Origin of the sequence: Curtobacterium sp. MCPF17_018, assembly GCF_003234135.1 — a bacterium.
Lineage (GTDB): Bacteria > Actinomycetota > Actinomycetes > Actinomycetales > Microbacteriaceae > Curtobacterium > Curtobacterium flaccumfaciens.
The window spans coordinates 58,623-83,160 of record NZ_QKSJ01000004.1 but is presented as its reverse complement, the minus strand read 5'-3'; the positions used below and the strand labels follow the sequence as shown (position 1 = coordinate 83,160).

General features: G+C 71.2%; 18 protein-coding genes. 9 read left to right on the top strand and 9 right to left on the bottom strand.

Annotated elements, in window-relative coordinates; genetic code table 11:
- Positions 1–50: 50 nt before the first annotated feature.
- Genes DEJ27_RS06410 through ileS form a run of 5 tightly spaced genes read right to left on the bottom strand, consistent with a single transcriptional unit; the run spans position 51 to position 6,589 of the window.
- On the bottom strand, positions 51–899 hold the full coding sequence (locus DEJ27_RS06410; protein ID WP_110859224.1) for a thioredoxin domain-containing protein: 849 nt from the start codon (positions 897–899) through the stop codon (positions 51–53).
- A gap of 14 nt (positions 900–913) precedes the next feature.
- On the bottom strand, positions 914–1,333 hold the full coding sequence (gene ndk / locus DEJ27_RS06405; RefSeq protein ID WP_110859223.1) for a nucleoside-diphosphate kinase: 420 nt from the start codon (positions 1,331–1,333) through the stop codon (positions 914–916).
- 35 nt (positions 1,334–1,368) lie between these two features.
- On the bottom strand, positions 1,369–1,785 hold the full coding sequence (locus DEJ27_RS06400) for a DUF4233 domain-containing protein (protein ID WP_110859222.1): 417 nt from the start codon (positions 1,783–1,785) through the stop codon (positions 1,369–1,371).
- Positions 1,782–3,335, bottom strand: coding sequence for a folylpolyglutamate synthase/dihydrofolate synthase family protein (locus DEJ27_RS06395; RefSeq protein WP_181420001.1), 1,554 nt, complete (start codon positions 3,333–3,335; stop codon positions 1,782–1,784). Before DEJ27_RS06395 ends, DEJ27_RS06400 begins: the two co-directional genes overlap by 4 nt.
- Entirely contained in the window at positions 3,332–6,589 is a 3,258-nt protein-coding gene (ileS, locus tag DEJ27_RS06390; protein WP_110859221.1) for an isoleucine--tRNA ligase, read from the bottom strand. The genes DEJ27_RS06395 and ileS overlap by 4 nt, the downstream gene beginning before the upstream one ends.
- 244 nt (positions 6,590–6,833) lie before the next feature.
- Here ileS and DEJ27_RS06385 point away from each other — a divergent pair, with 244 nt between their 5' ends.
- Entirely contained in the window at positions 6,834–7,856 is a 1,023-nt protein-coding gene (locus DEJ27_RS06385) for a cation diffusion facilitator family transporter (protein ID WP_111090535.1), read from the top strand.
- A 468-nt stretch (positions 7,857–8,324) separates the two neighbouring features.
- Here the strand turns inward: DEJ27_RS06385 and DEJ27_RS06380 are convergent, their stop codons facing one another.
- Positions 8,325–8,924: a TetR family transcriptional regulator gene (locus tag DEJ27_RS06380; RefSeq protein ID WP_110859219.1), complete on the bottom strand. Its 600-nt coding sequence runs from the start codon at positions 8,922–8,924 to the stop codon at positions 8,325–8,327.
- 32 nt (positions 8,925–8,956) lie between these two features.
- Here DEJ27_RS06380 and DEJ27_RS06375 point away from each other — a divergent pair, with 32 nt between their 5' ends.
- Genes DEJ27_RS06375 through DEJ27_RS06360 form a run of 4 tightly spaced genes read left to right on the top strand, consistent with a single transcriptional unit; the run spans position 8,957 to position 14,071 of the window.
- The gene (locus DEJ27_RS06375; RefSeq protein ID WP_110859218.1) at positions 8,957–10,576 is read left to right on the top strand and encodes an ABC transporter substrate-binding protein; all 1,620 of its coding nucleotides are present in this window, start codon (positions 8,957–8,959) and stop codon (positions 10,574–10,576) included.
- 5 nt (positions 10,577–10,581) lie between these two features.
- The gene (locus DEJ27_RS06370; protein ID WP_111090534.1) at positions 10,582–11,577 is read left to right on the top strand and encodes an ABC transporter permease; all 996 of its coding nucleotides are present in this window, start codon (positions 10,582–10,584) and stop codon (positions 11,575–11,577) included.
- Positions 11,574–12,473, top strand: coding sequence for an ABC transporter permease (locus DEJ27_RS06365; protein WP_111090533.1), 900 nt, complete (start codon positions 11,574–11,576; stop codon positions 12,471–12,473). Before DEJ27_RS06370 ends, DEJ27_RS06365 begins: the two co-directional genes overlap by 4 nt.
- Positions 12,470–14,071, top strand: a complete 1,602-nt coding sequence (locus tag DEJ27_RS06360) for an ABC transporter ATP-binding protein (RefSeq protein WP_111090532.1) — start codon at positions 12,470–12,472, stop codon at positions 14,069–14,071. Before DEJ27_RS06365 ends, DEJ27_RS06360 begins: the two co-directional genes overlap by 4 nt.
- 67 nt (positions 14,072–14,138) lie before the next feature.
- Here DEJ27_RS06360 and proP read toward each other — a convergent pair whose 3' ends face one another.
- On the bottom strand, positions 14,139–15,704 hold the full coding sequence (proP, locus tag DEJ27_RS06355; protein WP_258370302.1) for a glycine betaine/L-proline transporter ProP: 1,566 nt from the start codon (positions 15,702–15,704) through the stop codon (positions 14,139–14,141).
- Positions 15,705–15,990: 286 nt separating this feature from the next.
- Between proP and valS the strand changes: the two genes are divergently transcribed.
- Together valS and DEJ27_RS06345 are read left to right on the top strand one after the other, a co-directional pair.
- Positions 15,991–18,588 carry a valine--tRNA ligase gene (gene valS / locus DEJ27_RS06350; RefSeq protein ID WP_258370301.1) on the top strand — a complete coding sequence of 866 codons (2,598 nt, stop codon included), beginning with the start codon at positions 15,991–15,993 and terminating at the stop codon, positions 18,586–18,588.
- Between the two features lie 91 nt (positions 18,589–18,679).
- The gene (locus DEJ27_RS06345) at positions 18,680–18,931 is read left to right on the top strand and encodes a hypothetical protein (RefSeq protein ID WP_181420000.1); all 252 of its coding nucleotides are present in this window, start codon (positions 18,680–18,682) and stop codon (positions 18,929–18,931) included.
- Between the two features lie 140 nt (positions 18,932–19,071).
- Here DEJ27_RS06345 and DEJ27_RS06340 read toward each other — a convergent pair whose 3' ends face one another.
- Positions 19,072–19,911, bottom strand: a complete 840-nt coding sequence (locus tag DEJ27_RS06340; protein WP_110859214.1) for an alpha/beta fold hydrolase — start codon at positions 19,909–19,911, stop codon at positions 19,072–19,074.
- A 122-nt stretch (positions 19,912–20,033) separates the two neighbouring features.
- Between DEJ27_RS06340 and DEJ27_RS06335 the strand changes: the two genes are divergently transcribed.
- Positions 20,034–20,615 (top strand): TetR/AcrR family transcriptional regulator, encoded by a 582-nt coding sequence (locus DEJ27_RS06335; RefSeq protein WP_111090531.1) that lies wholly within the window; start codon positions 20,034–20,036, stop codon positions 20,613–20,615.
- A gap of 293 nt (positions 20,616–20,908) precedes the next feature.
- Positions 20,909–22,933, top strand: a complete 2,025-nt coding sequence (locus DEJ27_RS06330) for a M3 family metallopeptidase (RefSeq protein ID WP_110859212.1) — start codon at positions 20,909–20,911, stop codon at positions 22,931–22,933.
- A 130-nt stretch (positions 22,934–23,063) separates the two neighbouring features.
- On the opposite strand, the gene clpX is transcribed toward DEJ27_RS06330, so the two are convergent.
- Entirely contained in the window at positions 23,064–24,344 is a 1,281-nt protein-coding gene (clpX, locus tag DEJ27_RS06325; RefSeq protein ID WP_017886000.1) for an ATP-dependent Clp protease ATP-binding subunit ClpX, read from the bottom strand.
- Positions 24,345–24,538: the final 194 nt, after the last annotated feature.

Genomic DNA, 24,538 nt, shown 5'->3' with positions numbered 1-24,538 from the left:
CGGCCCCCGCTCCCGGATGGGAGCGAGGGCCGTCGGTCGTTCGGAGAGTGTTACTTCGCCGCGGCGTCGATCGCGGTGATGACGGTGCTCAGGTCGTCCAGGCGCTTGCCGTCGACGACGATCGTCGGCGTGCCGAAGCCCTGCGTTCCCGCGAGCGCCTCGTTCGTGGTGACGGCCTGCGTGGACTTCGTCACCCAGCCCTTGAACTGCTCGGACGACAGGCACTCGGACAGGTCCGAACCTGTCGCGCCGCCCGCCTTGACGAGCTTCGCGATCTCGGAGTTGGTCAGGCCCTTGGTGCCCTCGGCCGGCTGGTTCTCGAAGAACTGCGTCTGCACGTCGAGGAACTTGTCCGGCGCGTAGTTCGCCACGCACATGGCGGCGTTCGCGGCACGGCTGGCGTAGCGGGAGCCCGCGTAGCTGCGGTCGAGGATCGACACCGGCTGGATCGCCAAGGTCACGTCGCCCGACTTCACCTTGTCGAGGATCTGGTCGGAGTAGGCCGCCTCGAACTGCTTGCAGACCGGGCAGGCCCAGTCGACGTACTCGGTGACCGTCACGGCACCGTCGCTGTTCGCAGTCGGGACCGGCGAGGCCGAGCCCGTCGCGGAGACGGCCGGCGTGGTCACCGGGGTGACCTTGCCGTCCTGGCCGGTGAACTGGATCGCCCCGGTGGCCATGTTCTTCGGTCCCGCTGCGGACACCACGGGCGCGTTGTTCACGTTCACCACGACGATCGCGATGATCGCGGCGATCGCCACGATGCCCAGGCCGATGCCGCCCTGCAGGAACCACTTGTTGCGGCGCTTGCGGCGCTTCTCGGCGTCGGCTCGCTGGCGTGCGACCTCTCGGGCGTGCTGACGCCGCTCGTTCTTGGTGGGTCGGTCGTTGTTCGTCACGTCGTGCCCGCCGCTCAGGCGAACCAGAGCGCGAGCTCGCGCGCGGCCGACTCGGGGCTGTCCGAACCGTGGACCAGGTTCTGCTGCACCTTGAGGCCCCAGTCGCGGCCGAGGTCACCACGGATGGTGCCGGGCGCGGCCGAGGTCGGGTCGGTGGTGCCGGCGAGCGAGCGGAAGCCCGCGATCGCACCGTTGCCGGCGACGCGCACGGCGACGACCGGACCGGACTGCATGAACTCGACGAGCGGCTCGAAGAACGGCTTGCCCTGGTGCTCCTCGTAGTGCGCGTCGAGCAGGTCGCGCGGTGCGGTGAGCATCTTCAGGTCGACGAGCTCGTAGCCCTTCGTCTCGATCCGGCGGAGGATCTCACCGGTCAGCTGGCGGGCGACGCCGTCGGGCTTGACGAGGACGAGGGTCTCTTCGAAGTCGGACACGCAGTACTCCCTGTGTTCGGGGTCGAATGTGGTGGTCAGTCCTCGCCCATGGCCGCTCGGCGCGCGGCGTTCTGGCGGTCCAGTTGACCGCCCTTGACGAAGCAGAAGACCCACAGCGCCAGGAACACCACGGCGACCGCGAACATGAACGGTTCGATGAACCCGGTGGCGAGGATGGCCGCCTGCAGCAGCCACCCGAACCCTACACCGGCGGGGTTGCCCGTCAGACGTGAGGCAGCTGCGAGGACGATGATCGCGCCGATGCCGCCGCCGAAGGCCGCTGCGGGCGGAAGCGTGCCCTTGCCGAAGACGACGAGCATGGGGAAGAAGAACATGATCGCCTCGAGCACCAGGGTGATCGAGAGCAGGCTCTCCTGCGCCCCGCGTTCGCGGCGCGGCTTCCGGGTGCGCGGTGCGCGGCCCGGCCGGGAGGCCCCTGGTGCGTCCGTCACTTCGCCTCGCCTTCGCGGTGCACGAGGTCCATGACCGCGCCCACCATCACGATGGAGCCCGCGACGAGCACGAGGGCGTCCTCGGCGTCCGCCTCGTCGGCCAGGCTGCGCGCTTCCTGCAGTGCGGACGCCAGGGACGGCTCGACGACGACGCGGTCCTCGCCGACCTCGTCGACGACGACCCGGGCGAACTCGTCCGCGTCGAGCGCTCGCTCCCCCGGCGGCTGCGTCACGACGAACGTGGCGACGGTGTCCTTGAGCGCGCGGACGAACCCGCGGGCGTCCTTGTCTCCGAGGATCCCGACGACGCCGACGACGTGCTCGGACGGGAACGCGACCGGCAGCGCCTCGGCCAGGGCCTTCGCACCGTGCGGGTTGTGCGCGGCGTCGACGACGACGGTCGGGTCGGTCGCGATGGGCTGCAGGCGACCGGGGCTCGTCGTGCCGGCGATGCCCTCGGACAGGACGTCCTCGTCGAGGGCCTGGGCCCCGCGGCCGAGGAACGACTCGACCGCCGCGATCGCCACGGCGGCGTTCTCGGCCTGGTGCCGGCCGAACAGCGGCAGGAACAGGTCGTCGTAGCGGCCGGCGATGCCCTGCACGGTGATGAGCTGTCCGCCCACGGCCGGGGTGACGTCGACGACGCTGAATCCCTGCGAGCTCGGCCTGCCCGCCGCTTCGCGACGGTCAGGTACCGGCTCGAAGGGGCCCACGGCGCCCTCGACGGCCAGCGTGGACTCGGTGAGTTCGGCGGCGCGCTCGAGTTCGGCGAGGGCCTCGGGGACCTGCCGGCTCGACACCACGGCGGACGACGGCTTGACGATGCCCGACTTGGTGCGGGCGATCTCGGCCACCGTGGCACCGAGCTGCTTCGCGTGGTCGATGGCGATCGGCGTGAACACCGACACCTGGCTCTGCACGACGTTGGTGGAGTCCCACTCGCCGCCCATGCCGACCTCGATCACGGCGACGTCCACCGGCGCCTCGGCGAAGCACGCCAGGGCGAGCACGGTGAGCGCCTCGAAGAAGGTCAGCGGGAGTTCGCCCTTGTCGGCGAGCTCGCGGTCGGTGATCTCGAGCACCGGGGCGATGTCGTCCCAGTTCTCGACGAACCGGTCCGCCGCGATCGGCTGGCCGTCGACCACGATGCGTTCCCGGATCGACACCAGGTGCGGGCTCGTCATCAGACCGGTGCGCAGACCGTGTGCCCGGACGATGCTCTCGATGGTGCGCGCGGTCGACGTCTTGCCGTTCGTGCCCGTCACGTGGATCACCGGGTACGCCAGGTGCGGGTCGCCGAGCAGCTCGACGGCGCGGCGGGTGGCGGTCAGCCGGCGCTCGGGGGCCTGTTCACCGATGCGGGCGTACAGGGCGGCCTCGACGCGGCGGACCTCGTCGTCGTCGCCCCCGTAGGGCACGGCGTCGGCTGGAGCGTCTCCGGAGGGGCCGACCGGGATCCGGATGCCGTCCTCGTCGCGGCCGTCGAACTCGTCGTGTCCGACGAACTCCTCGTTCGCCTCGTGGTCGTCGTACTGGTCGTCGTCACTCATGCGCGTGCTACCTCCACGGATACCTTCGCACCGTCACCGACGTCGGTGGTGGTGTCGTCCGCCCCGAGGGGCAGGATCTCGACGCTCGTCGCCAGGGTCTCCCCCGCGATGAGCTCCTGGTGCGCGCGGACCGCGCCGTCGGCCGTGTCGTCCACCCGGAGGGTCAGGGCGATGCGGTCGCTGACGTCGAGGTCGGCGTCGCGGCGGGCCTGCTGGACGGCGCGGACGACGTCGCGGGCGAGCCCCTCGGCCTCGAGTTCGGGCGTGGTCACGGTGTCGAGCACCACGAAGCCGCCCTCGTCGAGGAACGCCACGGCCACCGAGGCGTCGGCCACGGTGAGGTCGAGCGAGTACTCGCCCTCGATCAGGTCGACGCCGCCGACGGTCACGCCGGAGTCGGTCGCGGTCCAGTCGCCCTTCTTGGCTGCCGGGATCACCTGCTGCACCTGCTTGCCGATGCGGGGGCCGGCGACGCGGGCGTTCACGGTGAGCTTCCGCTCGATGCCGTACTGCGCCAGCGACTCCTCGGCCTGCTCCTCGAGCACGACGCGCTTCACGTTGAGCTCGTCGCGCAGGATGTCGGCGAACGGTTCGACCGCCGCCGGGTCCGGCACCACCAGGGTCAGCGTGGCGAGGGGCAGCCGGACGCGCTTGCCCGTGGCCTTGCGGAGCGCCAGCCCCTTCGAGGCGACGTCGCGCACGCGGTCCATCGCGTCGACGAGGGCGTCGTCGGCGCGGAACTCGTCGGGGTCCGGGAAGTCCGTCAGGTGGACGCTGCGCCCACCGGTCAGGCCCTTCCAGATCTCCTCGGTGACGAGCGGCGCGAGCGGGGCGGCGACCCGGGTCAGGGTCTCGAGCACGGTGTACAGCGTGTCGAACGCCGCGCGGGTCTCGACCCCGGCGTCCGCGTCGGCCCCGGTCCAGAACTTGTCGCGCGAGCGGCGGACGTACCAGTTCGTCAGCACGTCGGCGAAGTCGCGGACGGCCTGGGCAGCGAGCGGGGTGTCGAGCGCTTCGAGGTGCGTCCGGACGTCGGTGACGAGGACCCGGGTCTTCGCGAGCAGGTACCGGTCGAGCACGTCGGTCGAGTCGGTCCGGCGCTGGGCCCGGTACCCGTCGGGACCCGAGGCGTTCGCGTACAGGGTGAAGAAGTAGTACGTCGACCACAGCGGCAGCATGAACTCGCGGACGCCCTGGCGGATGCCCTCTTCGGTGACGACGAGGTTGCCGCCGCGGATCACCGACGAGGACATCAGGAACCAGCGCATGGCGTCGGCGCCGTCGCGGTCGAAGACCTCGGAGACGTCCGGGTAGTTCCGGAGCGACTTGGACATCTTCTGGCCGTCCGAGCCGAGGACGATGCCGTGGCTGATGACGTTCCGGAACGCCGGTCGGTCGAACAGCGCGGTGGAGAGCACGTGCATGACGTAGAACCAGCCGCGCGTCTGCCCGATGTACTCGACGATGAAGTCGGCCGGGCTGTGCGACTCGAACCACTCCCGGTTCTCGAACGGGTAGTGCACCTGGGCGTACGGCATCGACCCGGAGTCGAACCACACGTCGAACACGTCGGTGATCCGGCGCATCGTCGAGTTGCCCGTGGGGTCGTCGGGGTTCGGCCGCGTCAGATCGTCGATGAACGGGCGGTGCAGGTCGACCTCGCCCTCGCCGTTCAGCGGCAGGCGGCCGAAGTCGCGCTCGATGTCGGCGAGCGAGCCGTACACGTCGGTGCGCGGGTACTCGGGGTCGTCGGACTGCCACACCGGGATAGGCGTGCCGAAGTAGCGGTTGCGCGAGACCGACCAGTCGATGGCGTTGCCGACCCACTTGCCGAACTGGCCGTCCTTGACGTTGTCCGGCACCCAGTTGATGTCCTGGTTGAGCTGGCCCATGCGGTCGCGGAGCTCGGTGACGCGGACGAACCACGACGAGACGGCCTTGTAGATGAGGGGCTTCCGGCACCGCCAGCAGTGCGGGTAGCTGTGCTCGTAGGACGCCTGGCGGAGCAGTCGCCCGGCGTCGCGGACGGCCTTCGTCAGCGGCTTGTTCGCGTCCGACCAGAGCATCCCGGCGACCTCGCCGAACTGGGACGTGAAGACGCCGCCCTCGTCCAGCGACAGCACGACGGGGATGCCGGCTGCTGCGCAGACCTCTTGGTCGTCGGCACCGTAGGCCGGGGCCTGGTGCACGATGCCGGTGCCCTCCCCGGTCTCGACGTACTCGGCGACCAGGATGCGCCAGGCGTTGTCGTACCCCTCCTGCTCGGCCAGGAAGTCGAACAGGCGCTCGTACTCGACGCCATCGAGCTCGGCGCCCGTCAGCGTGCGCGCGACGGCGGCGAGCGCCTCGTCGCCCGAGGCGTAGCCGAGCTCCTTCGCGTGCGCGGCCACGGTGTCGGACGCGAGGAGGTACGAGGCGGAACCCGCTTCGCCACCGTCAGCCGCGCCTCCAGGGCCCGCCGGGACGACCGCGTACGCGATGTCCGGGCCGACCGCGAGGGCGGCGTTCGTCGGGAGGGTCCAGGGGGTCGTCGTCCAGGCGAGCGCACGCACACCGGCCAGGTCGAGCGCGGAAGCGCGGTCGCCGTGCAGCGGGAACGAGACCGTGACGGACTGGTCCTGGCGCATCTTGTAGACGTCGTCGTCCATGCGCAGCTCGTGGTTGGACAGCGGCGTCTGGTCGTTCCAGCAGTACGGCAGGACCCGGAAGCCCTCGTACGCCAGGCCCTTGTCCCAGAGCTGCTTCCACGCCCAGAGCACGCTCTCCATGAAGGTGACGTCGAGGGTCTTGTAGTCGTCCTCGAAGTCGACCCAGCGCGCCTGGCGGGTGACGTACTCCTGCCACTCGTCGGTGTACTGCAGCACGGACTTCTTGGCGGCGGCGTTGAAGACGTCGATACCCATGGCGTCGATCTCGTGCTTCTCGGTGATGCCGAGCTGGCGCATCGCCTCGAGCTCGGCGGGCAGGCCGTGGGTGTCCCAGCCGAAGCGGCGGTGCACCTGCTTGCCGCGCATGGTCTGGTAGCGCGGGAAGACGTCCTTGGCGTAGCCCGTCAGCAGGTGCCCGTAGTGCGGCAGGCCGTTGGCGAAGGGCGGGCCGTCGTAGAAGGTCCACTCCGGGCAGCCCTCGCGCGCGTCGATGGACGCCTGGAACGTGTCGTCGCGCTTCCAGAAGGCGAGGATGCCCCGCTCGACGGCGGGGAAGCTCGGCGAGGGGACGACGCCATCGGCATCGGCGTTCAACGGGTACGGCACCGGGACTCCTTGTGGGTTCGCTCAATCTCCACGAGGACGGAAGCAGGTTCCGCGGTACCACCTCGTTTGCCGCCCAACGTGCGCTGTGCGACCACTCTGTGTCGGGGGTGGTGACGGTCCCGAACCCGCCCGGTTCTACTGACGGAGGCGCTGATGCGCTCCGCGTTCTTCCGGAAGCTCCCCGGTGATGGCCGGATCGACGCTCTTGGAACACGACTTTACCGGACGGGAGCATGCTTGAGTGATGCCCGCAGAAGAACGCCCCGAGTCACTCGTCACCGTCCTGATCGCGTTCGGGGCGAACCTGCTCGTCGCGATCGCGAAGACGATCGCCTCGCTCGTCTCGGGTTCGGCCTCGATGGTGGCCGAAGCGGCGCACTCCTGGGCGGACACCGGCAACGAGGTGTTCCTGCTCGTCGCGGAACGACGCGGCGGCAAGAAGCGGGACACCGCGCACCCGCTCGGGTACGGACGCGAGACCTACATCTGGTCGATGTTCGCCGCGTTCGGCCTGTTCACGGCCGGTGCGATCGTCTCGATCTACCACGGCATCTCGGAGTTCGGGGACACCGGGCCGGCCGAGGACGTCGTGCTCAACTACGTCGTGCTCGGGGTCGCGTTCCTGCTCGAAGGCACGAGCTTCCTGCAGGCCTACCGGCAGGCGCACGGTGCCGCGACCAAGCGCAAGGTCCCGGTGCTGCGGCACGTGCTGCAGTCGTCGAACCCGACGCTCCGTGCGGTGTTCGCCGAGGACGCGGCGGCGCTGATCGGCCTGGTCGTGGCGTTCCTCGGGGTGTTCCTGCACCAGGTCACCGGGCTGGCGGTCTTCGACGCGCTCGGCTCCATCGCGATCGGTGTGCTGCTGGGGGTCGTCGCGATCGTCCTGATCGACCGCAACCGCCGGTTCCTGCTCGGCGAGAGCACGTCCCCCGAGCTCGAGAACGCGGTGCTCGTCGAGCTGCTGGGCCGGTCGCAGGTCGAGCGGGTCACCTACCTGCACCTGGAGTTCGTGGGGCCGTCGCGGGTGTACCTCGTCGCGGCCGTCGACCTGACGGGCAACGAGACCGAGGAGCACGTGGCGGTGCGGTTGCGTGACGTGGAGAAGTCGCTCGAGGACAGCCCGTACATCGAGGAGGCCGTCCTCACCCTGAGCTACCCGGGCGACGAGTCGCTGGTGCCGACCGACGGCGACGTGCCCGAGGTCGTCCGGGACGGCACCGCTTCGGACGTGGCGTCCGGCGGTGCGGGGACCCTGCGCACGGAGTGACGCGTCCGAGGCCGGACGGGTGGGCGTCGGGCGAGCTTCGGGCGGTCGGGAGGGTCGTGGCTTGGCCGAGAAACGCCGTCGTGTTCCGCTGACGCCGCCAGGTCGCCAACACACCGCCGAACGTGGCGGCGTCTCGCGAGCTGCGCGGCGTCTTGCGAGGACGCCGGCGTGTTGCGCGCACGAGAACGCGGCCCACCACCGGACTGGAGGCGCGGCACCAGCCCGCAACGAGCCTCCCGGCCCGCCACCGGCTGCGCCCACCGCACGACGCCGGCGTCTGCGTCTGCGCATCACGCCGGCGTCACCGCGAGACGCCGGCGTCACCGCGAGACGCCGCCACGTGCGCGAGACGCCGCCGAATTCGGCGGCGTCTCGCGGGGAACGGGGCGTGGTGCCGACACGACCGCGTCTTGCGTCAGGACCTTCGCGCAACACGATCGCGTCTCGTCGCGGCGAAACGCCGGCGTGTCAGCGGGCGTCGAGGCCCGCGACCACCGGGGTGAGCGCCGCCGCGACGTACTCGACGAGCGCACGGCGGCCGACCCCGTCGGTGACCCACACCCCGAACGCAGCGGCGGCGGCCCCGAGCATCGCGCCGGACACCGTCTGCGGCCAGAGCGAGCGCGGCTGCTCCCCCGTGCGGCCCGCGACGAAGGCGGCGACGGCCTCGTGCTGCGCCGTCACCCGGACCGCGGCGCCCGCCACCAGCTCGGGCCCGATGCCCATCACCTCGGCCTGCGCGACGGCCCACGGAACCCGCTCGGGGTCGTGGGCACGGGCTGCGGCGAGGAGCGCCTGCTCGACGGCCCGGACGACGCTCGGCTCGGTCGACGCGGCGAGGTACCCGGGCAGCCCGGCGACGGCGGCGTCGAGCTCGAGCCACATCACGTCGGCCTTCGCCGGGAAGTAGTTGAAGAACGTCGCGCGGCTGACCCCGGCGCGGGCGGCGATCTGGTCGACCGTGGTGCGTCCGTACCCCTGCTCGAGGAAGAGCTCGGCGGCGGCGTCCGCGAGCACCTCGGCGCTCGATCGTCGGGGGCGGCCACCGCGGCGGATCGGTTCGTCCATGGGCCCCAGTAAACCGCTAGACTCGATCCGCCATGATCTTGGACTCAGTACAGAAAACCCTCACCGCAGTCGCGGGCGCCTCGGCGGTCCTGCTCGTCCTGGCTGCCTGCAGCGGACCGGGCACGAGCACCGGGAGCAGCACCCCGGTCGCGGGCGGCACGCTCACCTACGCCTCCGGCGACGCCGAACCGACCTGCCTCGACCCGCACGTCGGCGGCAACTACCCGCAGGCGCTCCTGGCGACGCAGTACATCGAGGAGCTCGTCGGGCTCGAGGACGGCAAGCCGACACCCGAGCTCGCGACGAAGTGGACCACGAGCGACGACGGGAAGACCCTGGCGTTCACCCTGCGTGACGACGTCTCCTTCACCGACGGCGCCCCGTTCGACGCCGCTGCGGTCGTGGCGAACATCGAGCACGTGCAGGACCCGGCCACCGCCTCGAGCACCGGCTACCTGGCACTGCAGTCCATCACGAAGGCGACCGCCACCGACGAGCACACCGTCACGCTGACGCTGAGCCGGCCGGACAGCGCGCTGCTCGAGTCCTTCTCGCAGCCCTGGGTGGGCATGGAGTCCCCGAAGGCTCTCGAGCGCGAGCAGGCGACGAACTGCGAGTCCCCCGTCGGCACCGGCCCGTTCCGGGTCACCGGCTGGAAGCACGGCGACCGCGTCACCCTGACGAAGAACACCGACTACTGGGGGGCGACGAAGCCGCGCCTGTCCGGCATCACGTGGCGGTTCCTGCCGGACTCGACCTCGCGCTACGCCGCGCTGCAGTCCGGCCAGGTCGACGTGATCGACAACGCCCAGCCCGACCAGCTCAAGGCCGCGTCGGCGAAGGGAGCGATCCGCGACCTCGACGCCCCGCGCCCCGGCGCCTCGAACCGGCTCGAGCTGAACTCCGGTCACGGGGTCTTCCGCGACGAAGCGGTGCGCCAGGCCTTCATCGCCGGTGCCGAGATCGACCCCGGCCTGCAGTCGCTGTTCCTCGGCACCGCGAAGCGCTCGTACTCGGTGCTCTCGAGCGCTGAGCCGCTCGCGTACTCGGAGAAGAGCCGGTTCGACCACTCTCCGTCCAAGGCGAAGCAGCTCCTCGACGACGCCGGGTGGAAGGTCGGCTCAGACGGCATCCGCGAGAAGGACGGCCAGCAGCTCACCGTGACGTTCCCCGTCTCGACGAACCAGTCGGTGCCGGCCGAGCGCAGCCTGTTCCAGCAGATCCAGGCGTCCGAGAAGGCCGTCGGGTTCAAGGTCGTGCTCGACGAACTCGACCTGTCCAGCTGGTACGCCGCCCTCGCAGCGAACGAGTACGACCTCGTCAGCGCCCCGTACACGAAGGTCGGCCCCGACGTCCTGCGCATCCTGTACGAGAGCGCGAGCATCGAACCGGCACCGTCCGGCTACTTCGCGAACCTCGCCCAGCTCGACGACCCCGCGCTCGACCGGCTGCTCGAGCGGGCCGCCCGCACCTCGGACGCCGACGAGCGCGCCGACCTGTACGAGCAGGCCCAGAAAGCGATCCTGGCGAGCGGCACGGTGCTCCCCCTGTACGACCAGCAGAACCACTTCCTGGTGCGCTCGGCCGTGCACGGCATCCAGACGACCCCGGTCTCGACGCCCTGGTTCGGCACCGCCTGGATCGACCGCTGACCCGGATGCGATGGGTCTGGTGGGCCGTCCGGCGGCTCGCCGGGGGCATCGGCGTGCTCTGGGCCGTCGCGACGATCGTCTTCGTCGCGATCCGGCTCATCCCCGGTGACCCGGCGCTCGCGATCCTCGGCGGACCGGGCTCGCAGGCCTCGGCCGAGGCCGTCGCCCAGGTCCGCCACGAGTACGGCCTCGACCAGCCGGTCCTGGTGCAGTACGCGGTGTTCCTCGGACGCCTGGTGACCGGCCAGCTCGGGGACTCGTACGCCTTCCGCACCCCGGTCGCGACGCTCCTCGCCCAGCAGCTGCCCGTCACGCTGACGCTCGCGGTCGCCGGCCTCGTCGTCGCCTGGGTGCTGGCGATCATCGCCGCGTGGGCCTCGACGCAGCGCGGCCGGATCGCCGCCGGGCTCACCAGCGCCCTGAGCGTCACCGCGAGCGTGATGCCGCACTTCTGGCTCGGCAGCGTGCTCATCGTGGTGTTCGCCACTTCCCTGGGGTGGGTGCCGGCGGTCAGTGACGGCACCGCGCGCGGGTGGGTGCTCCCGGTGCTGACCGTGGCCGTGCCGGTCGCCGGGTACCTGGCCGAGACCGTGCGCGACGGCGTGGTCGACGCGCAGCGCTCCGCCTTCGCACTCGCCGCCCGGGGCCGGGGCGAGACCCGCGTCGGACTGTTCGGACGCCACCTGCTCCGGCACGCAGCCCTGCCCGGGATCGCGCTGTCCGCATGGGCCTTCGGGTCGCTCGTCTCCGGAGCCGTGGTCGTCGAGTCCGTGTTCGCCCTGCCCGGCATCGGCCGTGCCCTCGTCACCGCCGTCACCCAGCGGGACATGCCGCTCGTCGCCGGCATCGCGATGGTGTCGGCGGCAGCGTACGTCGTCGTACTCGCCGTGGCCGACCTGGTCGAGCGTGCCGTCGACCCGCGCAGCAACGCACGGAACGCCACCTCCCGCCCTGGCGACGCGCGACGCCGTGGACCCGGCCGTCCGGCGGGCGCGCGGTGAGCGGGATCGCCGACCCGGGCCTCCAGACCGGAGCGCCCGGCCACCAGACCGCCGCCGGCACCGAGCGCGTCCGTGGGGGGACGCTCGGCGCCGGCGGCATCACCGCGGGGGTGATCGTCCTGGTCGCCGTCGTGGCGGCGGCGTGGCCCGCCCTGCTCGGCGGCGGGGACCCGCTCGCGGTGCACCCCGCAGATGCCCTGGCTGCGCCGAGCGGCGCGCACCCGTTCGGCACCGACGAGTCCGGACGCGACGTCCTGGCACGGGTGGTCGCGGGGACCCGGGCATCGCTCGTCGTCGGCGTCGCCGCGACCCTGATCGGCGGCGGGGCGGGCGTCCTGCTCGGCGTCGTCGCCGGGCTCGGCGCCGGGGCCGGACGACTCGGACGCCTGCTCGACGCCGTCATCGGCCGCGTCACCGAGGTCGCGTTCGCCCTGCCGCTGCTGCTCGTCGCCCTGGTCGTCATCGCCGTGACCGGTCCGGGTCCGGTGCCGGCGGTGCTCGCGGTCGGCTTCGCGACCGCTCCCGGCTACGCCCGGATCGTGCGCGGTCTGGTCCGGGCCGCCCGGAGTTCGCAGGTGGTCGAGACGGCGGTGCTGCTCGGCCGCTCCCCCGCCCGCACCGTGGTCCGGCACGTGCTGCCGACGGCGCTCTGGCCCGTCGTCGCCGTCGCCACGCTCGGGGTCGGGCAGGCGGTCGTGTGGGCCTCGGCGCTGAGCTACCTCGGCGTCGGCACGCCCCCGCCCGCGCCGGAGTGGGGCGCGATGCTCGCCGACGGTCGCACCTACCTGCAGACCGCGCCGTGGATGAGCACCTTCCCCGGACTCGCGATCGTGGTGCTCGCGACCGCCGTCACCGTGCTCGGCCGGGCGATCCGACGGACCGGGGCCACGCGGTGAGCGCCGTCCTCGACGTCCGCGGGCTCACCGTCGCCATCGGTGGCACCCCGATCGTGCACGGTGTCGACCTGCGCGTCGACGCCGGCGAGTGCGTCGCCCTGGTCGGGGCGTCCGGCTCCGGCAAGACCGTCACCGCCCGCGCCGTGCTCGGCCTGTCCGCGCCCGGCGCCGCCGTGCAGGCCGACGTGTTCGCGGTCGACGGTGTCGACGTCGACGGGTACACGGACCGGCGGTGGCGCCGGCTGCGGGGATCGCGGGTCGGCTACGTCGGCCAGGAGGCCCTGGGCGCGTTGGACCCGCTGCGCCCCGTCGGGCGCGAGGTCGCCGACAGCCTCCGCCTGCACACCGAGATGCGTGCGGCCGAGCGCGTGGACGCCGTGCGCGACGCCCTGGCCGCGGTGGGCCTCGACCCGGACATCGCGACCGACGGCCGGCTCGCCGGAACGCTGTCGGGCGGGATGCGACAGCGGGCCCTCATCGCCGCGGCCACCGTCGGGTCCCCCGCGCTGCTGGTCGCCGACGAACCGACGACCGCGCTCGACGCCGGGGTCGCCGTCACCGTGATGGAGCAGCTGCGGGCGGCGCAGACACGGGGCGCCGGACTGCTCGTCATCACGCACGACCTGGGGCTCGTCGCGGGGTGGGCCGACCGGGTCGCCGTCGTGCACGAGGGCCGGATCGTCGAGGAGGGCGCGGTCGCCGAGGTCTTCGCGGCACCGACGCACCCCGCGACCCGGGCGCTGGTGCGCGCGGCCGGTGCTGCGGCGGCGCCCGCTGCCGTTCCGACCTCGCACGGTGCGAGGGGGGTGCTCGCGGCGCAGGGACTCTCGCGGGGGTACGGCGAGCTGCTCGCGGTCGACGACGTGTCGTTCGCGCTCGAACGTGGCCGGGTGCTCGGAGTGATCGGCGCCTCGGGCTCGGGCAAGACGACGCTGGCGCGGATGCTCCTCGGGCTCGAGACGCCCGACGCCGGCACGGTGACGCTCGACGACGAGCCCTGGGTCCCGCTGCCCGAGCGCGAGCGACGCCCACGACGGCACCGGCTCGCGGCCGTCGTGCAGGACCCCGGCGCGACGTTCGACGAACGGTGGAGCGTGGAGCGGGTCCTCGCCGACGCGTTCTCGCGCGGTGACGAACGGCGGGCTCGCGGTGCGCTCGGCGAACGGGTCGACGCGGCACTGCGGCAGGTCGACCTCGACCCCGTGCTGCGGTCCCGCTCCCCCCGCACCCTGTCCGGCGGGCAACGGCAGCGGCTCGCGATCGCCCGCGCGCTGGCGACCGACCCCGAGGTGATCGTGCTCGACGAGCCGGTGACCGCCCTCGACGCCACGGTGCAGGACGCCGTGCTGCGGCTGCTCGAACGGCTCCGCGACGAGACCGGGGTGGCGATGGTGTTCGTGTCGCACCACCTGCGAGCGGTCCGTCGGATGGCGGACGACGTCCTCGTGGTGCACCGCGGCGCGGTCGTCGAGCACGGACCGGCCGCCGAGGTCTTCGCGCACCCCGCCCACCCGGTGACCGCGCGGCTGCTGCACGCCGCCGAGCGGCTGGCAGCGGGCCCCGCCCCCGACCGGCCCGCCACCGACCTCACGGGCTGAGCGACAGTCCACGCGCGCTCGCGCCCGTGGACTGTCGCTGCGCGCGTGACGTCACCGCGGCCCCGTGTCAGGAACCGGAGGGTTCCTTCTGGGCGGCGTCGGCCGAGATGATCGGGATCTCGCTCGTCGAGAAGTCCTTCGCCCAGTCGGACTTCGCGAGCTCCGACGTCGGGTCGTTGTAGTCCTCGATGACGCCGGCGATCTCGTCCTCGGAGCCGACCGTCGGGCCGGAGCCCATGAGCGGGCTCGCGGCGGTCTCCTTGGTGAAGTACACCGCGACCAGGCCGATCACGGCGGCGAGCATCAGGTAGAACGCGGGGATGTCCTCGGCCCAGCCGTACCCGGCGTCCTTCGCGGCGTTGATGAGGGCGGCGGTCGCGAGCGGGGTGGTCCCGCCGAAGAGCGACACCGACACGTTGAACGCGATCGCCAGGGCGCCGTAGCGGATGATCGTCGGGAACAGTGCGGGCAACGTCGACGGCATGGTCGAGGTGAACGTGACCAGCACGACGCCGAGGATCAGCAGGCCGGCGAAGACGCCGACGCCGGTGCCGGTCTGGACCAGCTTGAGGGCCGGCCAGGACAGCAGGATGAAGCCGATGCAGCCGGCGGCGAGCACCGGACGGCGCCCGAACCTGTCGGACAGTCGGCCGCCGAAGGTGATGACGACCATCATGAGCAGCATCACGATGACGATGAGGATCAGGCCGAACGTGGCGTTCTGGCCGAGGTTCTGCTCGAGGTAGGTCGGCATGTACGACAGCAGCATGTAGTCGGTCACGTTGAAGACCAGGACCAGGCCGATGCAGATGATGAGCGAGCGCCAGTTCTCGGCGAAGAGCTTGAGGAACGGGGTCTTCTGGCCCTCGCGCTCGGCGGCCTGCTCCTGCTGCTTCTGGAACGCCGGGGTCTCCTCGAGCTTGAGGCGCAGGTAGAGGCCGATCAGGCCGAGGGGCCCCGCGATGATGAACGGGATGCGCCAGCCCCAGCTGAGCAGGGCGTCCTCGGACAGGCCGAACTGCAGGCCGGTGACGATCGAGGCGCCGAGCACGTAGCCGGCGAGAGTTCCGAACTCGAGCCACGAGCCCATGAAGCCGCGGCGCTTGTCGGGCGAGTACTCGGCGATGAAGGTCGCGGCGCCGCCGTACTCACCACCGGTCGAGAAGCCCTGCACGAAGCGGGCGACGAGCAGCAGGACCGGGGCCCAGAAGCCGATCGTGTCGTACGACGGGATCAGGCCGATCATGAGCGTGCCGGCGGCCATCAGGATCATCGTCAGCGCGAGGACCTTCTGGCGGCCGATCTTGTCGCCGATCGGGCCGAACACGGCACCGCCGATCGGGCGCACGATGAACGCGGCGGCGAAGAAGCCGAACGTTGCGACGATGTTCGCGGCCGGGTCGCCCTGCGGCAGGAACACCTGCGAGATGGTGACCGTCAGGTACGCGAAGATGCCAAAGTCGAACCACTCCATGGCGTTGCCGAGCGCGGCAGCCGCGACGGCACGCTTGAGCAGCGACTCCTCGACGACGGTGACGTCGTCCTTCGTCAGATCGCGACGAGCGCGCTTCGCGGCGCCCTTCGTGCGCAACGGCCGATCGCCGTGCGGGTGGGGTGCGTTGTTCGGTGCCAAGTCGTTCCTCCGGGGTGCGGTGCTTCCTTCGGGCGTCCGGCGGACGGCGACGTTGCAGCTCCTGCGAACCCTGCGCTCGCCGGACAAGCGCAGGAAGACTAGCAGGCTCCGGGCGTGTCCGACAGTTCGGTGTGCTAGGCGCCGATCGGCGATGGCCGCGAGCCGCCGGTCGTCCGGCTGCGCGCCCGTGCGCGGCCGCTACGATTGGGGCACCGCGCGTCAGGCGCGGAACACTCAGGCACCTCATCACGGACTCGGTGCCGCACACACGGACGGAAGGTGCACCATGACCAAGCCCATGCCCGAGAAGCCGAGCGTCGACGGACTGGAGCAGGTCTGGGGGCCCGTCTGGGAACAGGACGGCACCTACCGCTTCGACCGCGACGCCGCCGGTCACCGCGACGCCGTCTGGTCGATCGACACCCCGCCGCCCACCGCCTCCGGCTCGCTGCACATCGGCCACGTGTTCTCGTACACGCACACCGACCTCAAGGCCCGGTTCGAGCGCATGCGCGGCAAGCACGTGTTCTACCCGATGGGCTGGGACGACAACGGTCTGCCCACCGAGCGCCGCGTGCAGAACTACTACGGGGTCCGCTGCGACCCGACCCTGCCGTACGACCCCGAGTTCACGCCGCCGTTGGAGGGCGGGGACGGCACGTCCTCGAAGGCCGCCGACCAGCTGCCCGTGTCGCGCCGCAACTTCATCGAGCTGTGCGAGCGCCTGACCGTGCAGGACGAGCAGCAGTTCGAGGAGCTCTTCCGCACGCTCGGCCTGTCGGTCGACTGGACCCAGTCGTACCGCACCATCGACGACACCTCGCGGGCCAGCGCCCAGCGCGCGTTCCTGCGCAACCTCGAGCGTGGCGAGGCCTACCAGGCCGACGCCCCGACCCTGTGGGACGTCACGTTCCGCACCGCGGTCGCGCAGGCCGAGCTCGAGGACAAGGAGATGCCCGGCGCGTACCACGGCATCGCCTTCCACCGCACCGACGGCGGCGACGACGTCGTCATCCAGACCACCCGCCCGGAGCTCCTGCCCGCCTGCGTCGCCCTGGTGGCACACCCGGACGACGAGCGGTTCCAGGACCTCTTCGGCACCACGGTCCGCTCCCCCCTGTTCGACGTCGAGGTCCCGGTGCTGGCACACCACCTGGCGCAGAAGGACAAGGGCGTCGGCATCGCGATGGTCTGCACCTTCGGTGACACCACCGACGTCGTGTGGTGGCGCGAGCTGCAGCTGCCGAACCGCGCGATCATCGGCTTCGACGGCCGCGTGCGTTCCGACGAGCCCGCCTGGATCGAGTCGGCGACGGGCCGGGAGCTCTACGCCGAGATGGCCGGCAAGACCGTGTTCTCGGCCAAGAAGGTCGTCGTCGACGCCCTGACCGAGTCCGGCGAGCTGATCGGTGACGTCAAGACCATCCAGCACCCGGTGAAGTTCTTCGAGAAGGGCGACAAGCCCCTCGAGATCGTGTCGACCCGCCAGTGGTACATCGTGAACGGTGCGCGCGACGAGCAGCTGAAGAGCACGCTCCGCCAGCGCGGCGAGGAGATCGCGTTCCACCCGGACTTCATGCGCGTCCGCTACGACAACTGGGTCGGTGGCCTCTCCGGCGACTGGCTCATCTCCCGCCAGCGCTTCTTCGGCGTGCCGCTGCCGGTCTGGTACCCGCTCGACGCCGACGGCAACCCGGTGTTCGACCAGCCGATCGTGCCGACCGAGGCGCAGCTGCCCGTCGACCCGGCCTCCGAGCCCGCCCCCGGCTTCGCCGAGGACCAGCGCGGCGTGCCCGGCGGGTTCCAGGGCGAGCTCGACGTCATGGACACCTGGGCCACCTCGTCGCTCACCCCGCAGCTCGCGGGCAAGTGGGAGACCGACCCGGCGCTCTACGACCTGGTGTACCCGTACGACGTCCGCCCCCAGGCGCAGGACATCATCCGCACCTGGCTGTTCACCACCGTGCTCCGCAGCCAGCTCGAGGCCGACGTGGTCCCGTGGAAGCACGCCTCGATCTCCGGCTTCATCGTCGACCCCGACCGCAAGAAGATGTCGAAGTCGAAGGGCAACGTCGTCACGCCGCTGTCGATCCTCGAGCAGCACGGCGCCGACGCGGTCCGCTACTGGGCGGCCTCGTCGAAGCTCGGCACCGACGCGGCGTTCGACCCGCAGAACCCGAAGCAGATCAAGGTCGGCCGCCGTCTGGCGATCAAGGTGCTCAACGCGGCGAAGTTCGTCTACGGCTTCCCGCTGCCCGAGGGCGCCACCAGCGTCACCGAGGCACTCGACGTCGACATGCTCGCCGAGCTCGGCGCGGTCGTCGAGCAGGCCACCGCGGCGTTCGACGGCTTCGACCACGCCCGTGCCCTCGAGATCACCGAGCGCTTCTTCTGGACGTTCTGCGACGACTACCTGGAGCTCGTGAAGGAGCGCGCCTACGGCACCGCGTCCGACGCGACGCACGAGACGCAGGCGAGTGCGGTCCTGGCGCTGCGCGGCGCGATCGACGTGCTGCTCCGGCTGCTGGCACCGTTCCTCCCGTACGCGACGGAAGAGGTGTGGGCCTGGACCCACGACACCAGCGTGCACCGGGCCTCCTGGCCGACCGCGGCCGACCTGCCGACCGACGCGGCCCCCACCGGGCTGCTCGCGGCCGTCGGACAGGCGCTCATCGGCATCCGCGGCGCGAAGACGGCGGCGAAGGCGTCGCAGAAGACGCCCGTGACGCGTGCGGTCGTGGCGGCACCCGCCGAGACGCGCGTGCTCATCGAGCGCGCAGCGGTGGACCTGGCGGCCGTGGGCCGGATCGAGAACCTGTCGTTCGTCGACGGCGACGAGCTCGCCGTCACCGAGATCGAGCTCGCGGAGCAGCCGGCGTCGTAGGCTCGCGCACGACGCATGGTGAGCCGGAATGGTCGGGTCCGTCAGGCGGACCCGACCATTCCTACTCGAAACGAACGGACTGGAGGCACGGATGCAGTTGGGCACACGCTGGAACGTGGGTGGGGAGCCGCCTGCGCGACTGCCCGAGGTGATGGTCGTCGCCGTGCGCGAGGTCGAGGACGAACTCGCGGCGGAGTCCGTCGACACGGCGACGTGGGGCTGGACCCTGACGTTCCTCGAGGGCAAGCCGATCGTCGAGCTCGACGACGGGACCTCGATCCACCTCGACGCGCTCGGGCACGCCCAGGTGACGAACCCCGACGACGCGGGCGAAGAGGACTAGCGCGCGGCGCGCTGCGCGTGGTCCGCTGCGCGGACCTCGCTCGTTGTGCACGAATGGTCGGGTCCCCGGTGGGGACCCGACCATTCGTGCTCACGCTGCGGACGCCCCCTCCGGGGAGCGCCCGCGTGATCGCCGAGGGATCAGGACTCGGCGAGCCAGGTGCGCAGGACCTCGTTCACCTCGGCGGTGTGCGTGGTGAGCAGGCCGTGCGGGGCGCCCTCGATCTCGACGTACTCCGCCGCGGGCAGGGCCTGGGTGAAGCGTCGGCCGGTGGCGTCGATCGGCAGGATGTTGTCCGACGTGCCGTGCACGATCAGGGCGGGGACCGTGACCTTCGGGATGTCCTGGCGGAAGTCGGTCGGCCAGGTCAGGGGTGCTGCAGCGGACGCGATCGAGCCGGAGCCGGCCGCGATGTTCCAGGCGTTGCGGACCTGCTCCTCGGAGATGCGGGAGCCGAGGTTCTCCGACAGGTTGAAGAAGTCCTGGTAGAAGTTCGTGAAGTACGCGTAGCGGTCCTTCGCCACGTCGGCGGCGACGCCCTCGAAGAACGACATCGGGCCGGCGCCGTCGGGGTTGTCGTCGGTGATGGCGAGGAACGGCTCGAGCGAGGCCAGGAACGCGACCTTCGCGATCCGGTCCTCACCGTGGCGGCCGATGTAGCGGGCGATCTCACCGGTGCCCATCGAGAAGCCGACGAGGATCACGTCGCGCAGGTCGAGGGTCTCGAGGACCGTGTGCAGGTCGTCGGCGAAGGTGTCGTAGTCGTAGCCGGTGGACGGCTGCGAGGACTGGCCGAAGCCACGGCGGTCGTACGTGATGACGCGGTAGCCGGCCTCGAGGAGCATCGGGACCTGCCCCTCCCACGAGTTGCCGTCGAGGGGGAAGCCGTGGATCAGCACGATCGGCTGCCCCTGGCCCTTGTCCTCGTAGTGGAGTTCGATGTCGACGCTGTTCTCGGTTCCGACGGTGATGGCACCCATGATCGTTCCTTCCCTGGGTATCGCGGAGAACGATCGTTCTCCGCCGATGTGGACTACAGTAGAGAACGCCCGTTCCCGGCGCAAGTCGAGAACGGTGAACACTCAGGGAACGGGGTACACACATGGCCACCAGCACCGTCGAGCCGGACGTCCGAGCACACATCGTCGAGGTCGCGGACCAGCTGTTCTACACGCGCGGGATCCAGTCCGTGGGGATGGACGAGATCCGGACGGGCGCAGGGGTCTCCCTCAAGAAGCTGTACGCGGCGTTCCCCGGCAAGGAGCAGCTCATCGCCGCGGTGCTCGCCGGCCGCCACGACATGTGGGAGCAGGGCGTGCACGGCGCGGTCGAGGCTGCGGCCAGCCCGCGCGACAAGCTCCTGGCGGTCTACGACTTCCTCGAGTCGTGGTTCGGCGACGACACGTTCCGCGGCTGCGGGTTCATCAACGCGTTCGGCGAGCTCGGCGCGACCTCGCCCGCGGTCGCCGAGATCGCGCGCGAGCACAAGGACTCGTTCCAGCGGTTCGTGCAGCGGCTCACCGCCGAGGTCGTCACCGACCCCAAGCACGCCGAAGAGCTCGCCGCGCAGCTCGCACTGCTCGCCGAGGGCGCGCAGACCACCGCGGCCATCGCCGGCACCACGGCGCCGGCCGCGCACGCGCGCCGAGCCGCGGTGACCCTGATCGACGCCGCGATGCGCTGACACGCGACCACGATGCGGACGGGAGGCCCGTGGCGAGACCGCCACGGGCCTCCCGTCCGCTCGCTGGTCGCGCCGGGCGCGGGTGCGCTCCCCGGGTCGTTCCGGGCGTACCTGGTCGTTTCGGGCGTACCGGGCGTACCTGGTGCTTCCGGGCGTACCTGTTGTTTCCGGGCGTACCTGGTGTTTCCGGGCGTACCGGGTGGGTTGTTTCGACCAGGTACGCCCGAATCCGCTTCCCAGTCCGGGCGTCATGGGAAGGAACGCACTCCAGCACCCGTGCATAGGGTGGGCAGATGGCAACCCCGTTCGACGTCCCGAGCACCCTCCCCTACGCCCTGCCGCCCTTCAACGACGTGCGACTCGAGCACTACCGACCGGCGTTCGAGGCCGGCATGGCCGAGCAGCGCGCCGAGGTCGAGGCCATCGCCACCGACCCGCACGCCCCGACGGTCGAGAACACCCTGGTCGCACTCGAGCGATCCGGGCAGCTGCTGACCCGCGTCAGCCACGTGTTCTTCACGCTGTCGTCGGCCGACTCGACCCCGGAGTTGCACGACCTCGAGGCCGAGGTCTCCCCGCTCCTCGCCGCCCACCGCGACGCGATCACGCTCGACTCCCGCCTGTACGCCCGCGTGCAGGCGGTGCTCGACGGTGCCGAGGCCGCCGGACTGGCGGGCGAGGCGCTGCGACTGGTCGAGCGGACGCACGCCGAGATGACCCTGGCGGGCGCGGGCCTCGACGACGCGGGCAAGGAGCGTCTGACCGCGATCAACCAGGAGCTCTCGACCCTCACGACGACCTTCGAGCGGAACCTGCTCGAGGACACCAACGACTCCGCCGTGCACGTGACCAGCGAGGACGAGCTCGAGGGGCTCGACGACGGTGCGAAGTCCGCCGCGGCCGCCGCCGCTGCCGACCGGGGCCTGGACGGCTGGCTCATCACGCTGCCGCTCTACACAGGACACCCGTGGCTGTCCTCGCTGGCGAACCGGGACCTGCGCGAGCGGATCATGCGCGCCTCGCTCGCCCGCGGTCGTCGCGGCAACGAGTACGACAACCGCGACGTGCTGCTCCGCATCGTCCGGCTCCGCGCGGAGCGCGCCGAGCTGCTCGGGTTCCCGAACCACGCCGCTGTGGTCACCGCCGACGAGACGGCGAAGACCCCCGAGGCCGTCGACGGGCTGCTGTCCTCGCTCGTCGGCGCTGCTGCACGGAACGCCGACGACGAACGCGCGGTCCGGTCGCGCACGGTCGGCTTCGACATCGAGTCGTGGGACTGGGCGTACGCCACCGAGATCCTGCGAGGCGAGCAGTTCGCCGCGGACAGCACCGCGCTCCGCCCGTACTTCGAGGCCGACCGGGTCCTGCACGACGGGGTCTTCCACGCCGCGGGCGCCCTGTACGGTCTGACCTTCACCGAGCGCCCGGACCTGCACGGCTACAACGACGAGGTGCGGGTCTTCGAGGTCACCGGCGACGACGACGAGCCCGTCGGACTGTACCTGCTCGACCTCTACACGCGCGACGGCAAGCGCGGCGGCGCGTGGATGAACCCCGTCGTCGAGCAGTCCGAGCTGCTCGGCACCCTGCCCGTCGTGGTCAACAACCTCAACGTCGCGAAGCCGTCCGCCGGCTCCCCCACCCTGCTCATCCAGGACGAGGTCGAGACGCTCTTCCACGAGTTCGGGCATGCCCTGCACGGCCTCGTCGCCCGCACCACCTACCCGCGGTTCTCCGGCACGAACGTCGAGCGGGACTTCGTCGAGTTCCCGAGCCAGGTGAACGAGATGTGGCTGTCGTGGCCGTCCGTGCTGGCGAACTACGCGAAGCACCACGAGACCGGCGCGCCCCTGCCGCCCGAGCTCGTCCTGGGGCTCAGCGAGTCCGAGGGGTTCAACGAGGGCTTCGGCACCACCGAGTACCTCGCCGCAGCACTGCTCGACCAGGCGTGGCACCGGCTCTCGGCAGCCGACGCCGCGGCGGTGACGTCCGTCGCGGACTTCGAGCGAGACGCCCTCGCCGCCGCCGGCATCGCGGTCGAGGCCGTGCCGCCGCGCTACTCGTCGACGTACTTCGCGCACACGTTCTCGGGCGGGTACGACGCCGGGTACTACGGGTACATCTGGTCCGAGGTGCTCGACGCCGACACGGTGGAGTGGTTCCGCGACAACGGCGGGCTGGACCGCGGGGCTGGCAAGCGGTTCGCCGAGCGGCTGCTCGGGGTCGGCGGGGCGAAGGACCCGCTGGAGGCGTACCGGGACTTCCGCGGCCGCGACGCCGAGGTCGGCCCGCTGCTGCGGCGCCGCGGGCTGGAGTAGGCCCGGCGGCGACACCGGCACCGTCCCCGGCGGCGACACCGGCACGGGCACCGGCCCCGGCTCGCACCAAGAAACGGACACAGCACCACGGAATTCCGAGGTGCTGTGTCCGTTTCGTGGTTCCGGAGGGCTACGCCGACTTCTCGACGCGCTTGGCCCGGGGTCGCGGCACGATCGTCGGCGCCGCGTTCTCGAGCACGGACTCACGGGTGATCACCACGCGGGCGACGTCGTCGTCGGACGGGACGTCGAACATCACCGGGCCGAGGACCTCTTCGAGGATCGCCCGGAGCCCGCGGGCGCCCGTCTGGCGCAGCACCGCGAGGTCCGCGATGGCCTCGAGCGCACCCTGGTCGAACTCGAGCTCGACGCCGTCGATCTGGAACATCCGCTGGTACTGCTTGACCAGCGCGTTCTTCGGCTCGGTGAGGATCTGCATGAGCGCCGCCTGGTCGAGCTGCGACACCGTGGTGACGACGGGCAGACGGCCGATGAACTCGGGGATGAGACCGAACTTGTGCAGGTCTTCCGGCAGCACCTCGGAGTAGAGGTCCTGGTGGTCGGTCGCACTGTGCAGAGGCGCCCCGAAGCCGATCCCACGCTTGCCGACGCGCGAGGACACGATGTCCTCGAGCCCGGCGAACGCACCCGCCACGATGAACAGCACGTTCGTCGTGTCGATCTGGATGAACTCCTGGTGGGGGTGCTTGCGGCCACCCTGCGGCGGGACCGAGGCGACCGTGCCCTCGAGGATCTTGAGCAGCGCCTGCTGCACGCCCTCGCCGGAGACGTCGCGCGTGATCGACGGGTTCTCGGCCTTGCGGGCGATCTTGTCGACCTCGTCGATGTAGATGATGCCGGTCTCGGCGCGCTTCACGTCGTAGTCGGCGGCCTGGATGAGCTTGAGGAGGATGTTCTCGACGTCCTCGCCGACGTAGCCGGCCTCGGTCAGGGCGGTGGCGTCCGCGACGGCGAACGGCACGTTGAGGCGCTTGGCCAGCGTCTGCGCCAGGTACGTCTTGCCGCAGCCGGTCGGGCCGATGAGCAGGATGTTCGACTTGGCGATCTCGATGTCGTCGCGGTCTTCGGCGGCGGTGATCTGCCCCTGCGCCCGGATGCGCTTGTAGTGGTTGTAGACGGCCACGGCGAGGGCGCGCTTCGCCGGGTCCTGCCCGATGACGTACTCCTGCAGGAAGTCGAAGATCTCCCGCGGCTTGGGCAGTTCGAAGTCCCCGCTCGAGGTGTCCTCGCCGGCTTCGGCCAGACGTTCCTCGATGATCTCGTTGCAGAGCTCGACGCACTCGTCGCAGATGTAGACGCCCGGTCCGGCGATGAGCTGCTGGACCTGCTTCTGGCTCTTGCCGCAGAACGAGCACTTGAGGAGATCGCCGCTCTCTCCGATGCGTGCCATTCCCGTGCCTCCCTGATTGGACATGTCGGCCGCGCTGTCGCACCACCGCTGGTGCACCGCTGCTGGTGGGCACCTCGTCGTGGACACGAGCCTAACCGCAACCGGTGACACCGACCGCGATGCCCCTCCGGAATCCGCCCGCGCGTTCGCCCTGGGCGTGCGACCCTGCTACGGTGATCCGGACTTCTCTACAT